This window comes from Streptomyces apricus (assembly GCF_008369065.1).
In the GTDB taxonomy this organism is placed as follows: domain Bacteria; phylum Actinomycetota; class Actinomycetes; order Streptomycetales; family Streptomycetaceae; genus Streptomyces; species Streptomyces apricus.
Map to the genome: position 1 here is coordinate 1 of NZ_VDFC01000135.1, position 3,490 is coordinate 3,490.

The 3,490-nt window shown below is 76.8% G+C and carries 2 protein-coding genes; both read left to right on the forward strand.

Going from position 1 to position 3,490, the window contains the following annotated elements; all coding sequences use genetic code 11:
• Positions 1-202: 202 nt before the first annotated feature.
• Positions 203-487 (forward strand): WhiB family transcriptional regulator, encoded by a 285-nt coding sequence (locus FGF04_RS38515; protein ID WP_149516042.1) that lies wholly within the window; start codon positions 203-205, stop codon positions 485-487.
• A 73-nt stretch (positions 488-560) separates the two neighbouring features.
• A partial coding sequence (locus tag FGF04_RS38520; protein ID WP_149516043.1) for a hypothetical protein occupies positions 561-3,490 on the forward strand: 2,930 nt, incomplete at its 3' end.

Genomic DNA, 3,490 nt, shown 5'->3' on the forward strand with positions numbered 1-3,490 from the left:
CGCGCCGTTCCCCGCGCCCCTGAAGAACGGGTCGGTTGTCCGGTGCGGGTGCGTCGTGGTTGCTCGCGCAGTTCCCCGCGCCCCTGGAAAGACGGGTCGTTTTTTGGGTGCGGGTGCGTCGTGGCTGGTCGCGCAGTTCCCCGCGCCCCTGAAGGGACGGGCCGTTGCCCGTGCCCCTGGAAAACGGGGCGTTGAGTTGGTGTTGATCGAACGTTTTTCGGGGCGCGGGACGATCGCCGGCATGCGCAACGACATCACCGCCGTGCCCGACCTCTCCTGGCAGGAACAGGCACTGTGCGCCCAGACCGGATCCGACTTCTTCTTTCCCGAGCCGGGCAGCTCGGTACGGGAGGCCAAGCAGATCTGCGGCATGTGCGAGATGCGCTCCGCATGCCTGGATTACGCGCTCAGCCACGACGAACGCTTCGGCGTCTGGGGCGGCCTGTCCGAGAAGGAACGGCTCAGCCTCCGACGCGCCCAGCACTGAACGCCGGGAGCGGTACCGCGGCCGATGGGGGATCCGGTGCACGCCGCCGCTTCGGGCAGGCACAATCCACCCCATGGTCCACACGCCGCGGCACCAGGCCGACAGCCTGCTGAACGCTCTCGATCCGTTGCCGTACCCGGCGCGCATGCGCGCACTCGCCGCACGCGTGCGTGAGCTGCCGCACGCCCGTCCCCTGCTGGACGAGCTGGACGCGCGCGGACCCTACGAGCGGGGGCTCGCCGTCGTCGCGGCGTCCGTCAGCCGGGACGCGGAGTGGATCGGCGCCCGCCTCGCCGACCCCGACTCCTTCGTGCGCGGACACGCGCTGCGCGCCGCCGACTGCCTCGGCGTGCCCGACTCCGCCTACGAGTCGGCCCTCACCGACGCACCCGAGGCCGTGCGCCGGGACCTGCTGCGGGCCGTGGCCACCGGGCGCCGCACCGCGCTGGCGGACCGGCTCGTCGATCCGCTGCGCAAGGAGTGGGGCGACGCCGAGGCGGCGAGGCTGCTCCCGGGATGCCCGGCGGCGACGGTCGGCCGGCTCCTGCCCCCGCTCTTCCACGCCGTACGCGGCTGGACGGCCCTGGGCAGACGGCACGCCGCGACCCTCCTGGACGCGGTCGAGGGCGAGTTGACGGCCCTGCCGCCCGCCCTGCGCGACGCCTGGTGGCACCGGTACGCGCAGGCCGTGGCGGTCACCGTGCGCGCCGAGCCGCTGCGCGCGCTGGAGCTGGTCGAGCGCTTCGCCCCCGCCGTGCTGCCGTGGCAGCTCCAGGACCGGCTGACCGCACTGGCAGCCGTCGCCCCGGACCGCGTGCTGCGGCTGCTCGCCGCCGGCGGTTATGCGTCCGGTGCCCTGCACAACCGTTCGCTGCTGCGCGCACTGGCCCGCTCGGACGCGGCCGGACTGGACGCCCTCGGCAGCGCGCTGGCCGCGACCGGCCGGCTCGCCGACCTCCTCGCGGTGCTGCCGCCCGCCCGCCGCCACGCCTTCTACACCGAGGCGACGGCCGGCCGCGGTCCGCGCGGCGCCGCCGCCGTCGACGTCGGCATCCTCGACGTCCTGCCCCGCAGCCACGTGGCCGACGTGGCGGAGCGGATGGCCGCCGTGGCGCAGGAGAGCGGTGCGGACCGGGACACCGTCCTGCTCGCCGAGTCCTATCTGCCGGTCGCCCGGGTGCGGGAGCGGCTCGTCGAGGCCACGCGCCGCCCCGCCGCCGAGGACCGGGCCCGTGCCTGGCCGCTGCTCGTCGCCAACGCGGGCCGCTCCGGCGATCGCGCCGCCGTCGTCTCCGTACTGGAGGAGTGCGCCCGGCTCCGCAACGAGCAGGACCCGGTGCGCCAGCCCGCCCTGTGGGCGCTGTCCCGCATACCGCCGGCGCTGTTCACCGACGCGGCAGAGCCGCACCTCGACCGGATCGCCGCCGACGCCGTCGACGCCCGGGACTCCTCGCCCGCGACCCGGCGCAACCTCCGTGAACTCGCCCTGGCCGTCCTGCGGGAGCACGCCGCGGACGGGGCGAGGGACCTGGTCAACTGGTCCCTGCGCACCCTCGTACGGATCTCCGGCAGCACCGGCGGCGCCGACCTCGGCCGGCTCGACGAGACGCTGCGCCGGGGGCAGGAGCACCAGGTGTACGAGGCGTTGCGGCCGTGGACCGAGGCCGGGGCGGAGAAGGGGGACTACAGCCTCGCCTTCGCGCTGGCCCGGGCCGTGGGGCGGCGCGCCGCCGGTATGGCCGAATTGCAGGAACTCCTGTGGCAGGCGGTCCGGTTCGGCAACGACACGACCGTGCGCAACGCCGTCCGGCTCTGGCTCGAACCGCCCGCCGGGCGTGACGAGCGCGCCGCGCGCGTCCTCGCGCTCGACGCCTCGGCGGGGACGCTCGGGCCCGTGCTCGACGTGCTCACCCGCCGCCGGACCGACCTCCTCGACGTGCTCCTCGCGGACACCCCGCCCTACGGACGCTTCCTCACCCGGGGCAGCCCGTGGCACGKGCCCGTGGACCGGGACGCCCGGCGCTGGCTGCCACGCCAGCAGGCGGCGGCGGTGCGGCAGTTGGAGAGGGTCGCCGACGACCCGAAGCTGCCGGCGTACACCCGCGCGGCCGCCGTCGAGCAGGCCGCGCGGGTACCGGGCCTCGGCGCCGGCACGGTGCGGCGCCGGACCGGTGCGCGCGACGTCGTCGTCGCGGAGGCCGCGCTCGGCGCGCTCGTCCACACCGACCGCCCCGGTGACGCGCTGCCCGAACTGCTCGCGCACGCCGGTGACGACCGGGCGCGCGTCGCGGTGTACGCCGCCACGCGCGCGTCCCGGCACGTGGCGCCCTCCCACCTGTCCGACCTGCTGCGCGGGGTGCTGTTCGCGCCGGACGCCAAGGTGACCGCCCGCAAGGAGGCCGCCCGGCTGGCGGCGGTCCGGCTGCCGGCCCCGGTCGCCGCGCGCCTGCTCACCGCGGCGTACCGGAGGCGGGGCGCGCACCTCGACGTACGGGCCGCGTGCGTCGCCTTCGCGGGCGCGCTGCTCGCCGAGGAGCCGGTGTGGACGCTGCTGCACGATGCCGCCGGGGCCGCGCCGGTGCTCCGCGCCGCCGTGCTGCGCGTCGCGCCGCTCGACCTGCCGGAACACCACCGGGAGCGGTACGCGCGGCTCGTCCGGGACGTCTCCACGACCGACGACCCGCCGACGGCCGCCCTCGCCTACGCCGCGCTGGCCGCATGGGCGCCCTGGTGCCCCGACGCGCCCCCGGTCCTGGCCGCCGCCACGGCGGACCTGTCGAACCGCACGAGCTGGCGTGCTGCGGCCGAGGGCCTGGTGCTCGCGGCCACCGGGTCGGACCGGGGGGCCGGGGGAGTGCGCTCGGCCCTCCACGCGCTGGCGGAGGCCGACACGGCGACCGAGCCGGATCCGGACCTGGCCGCGCCGCCCGGCGCCCCGGACACCGGACCCGGGAACGGCATGGCGAAGGTGATCCCCCTACGCGGCACCCCCGACCCCACGAC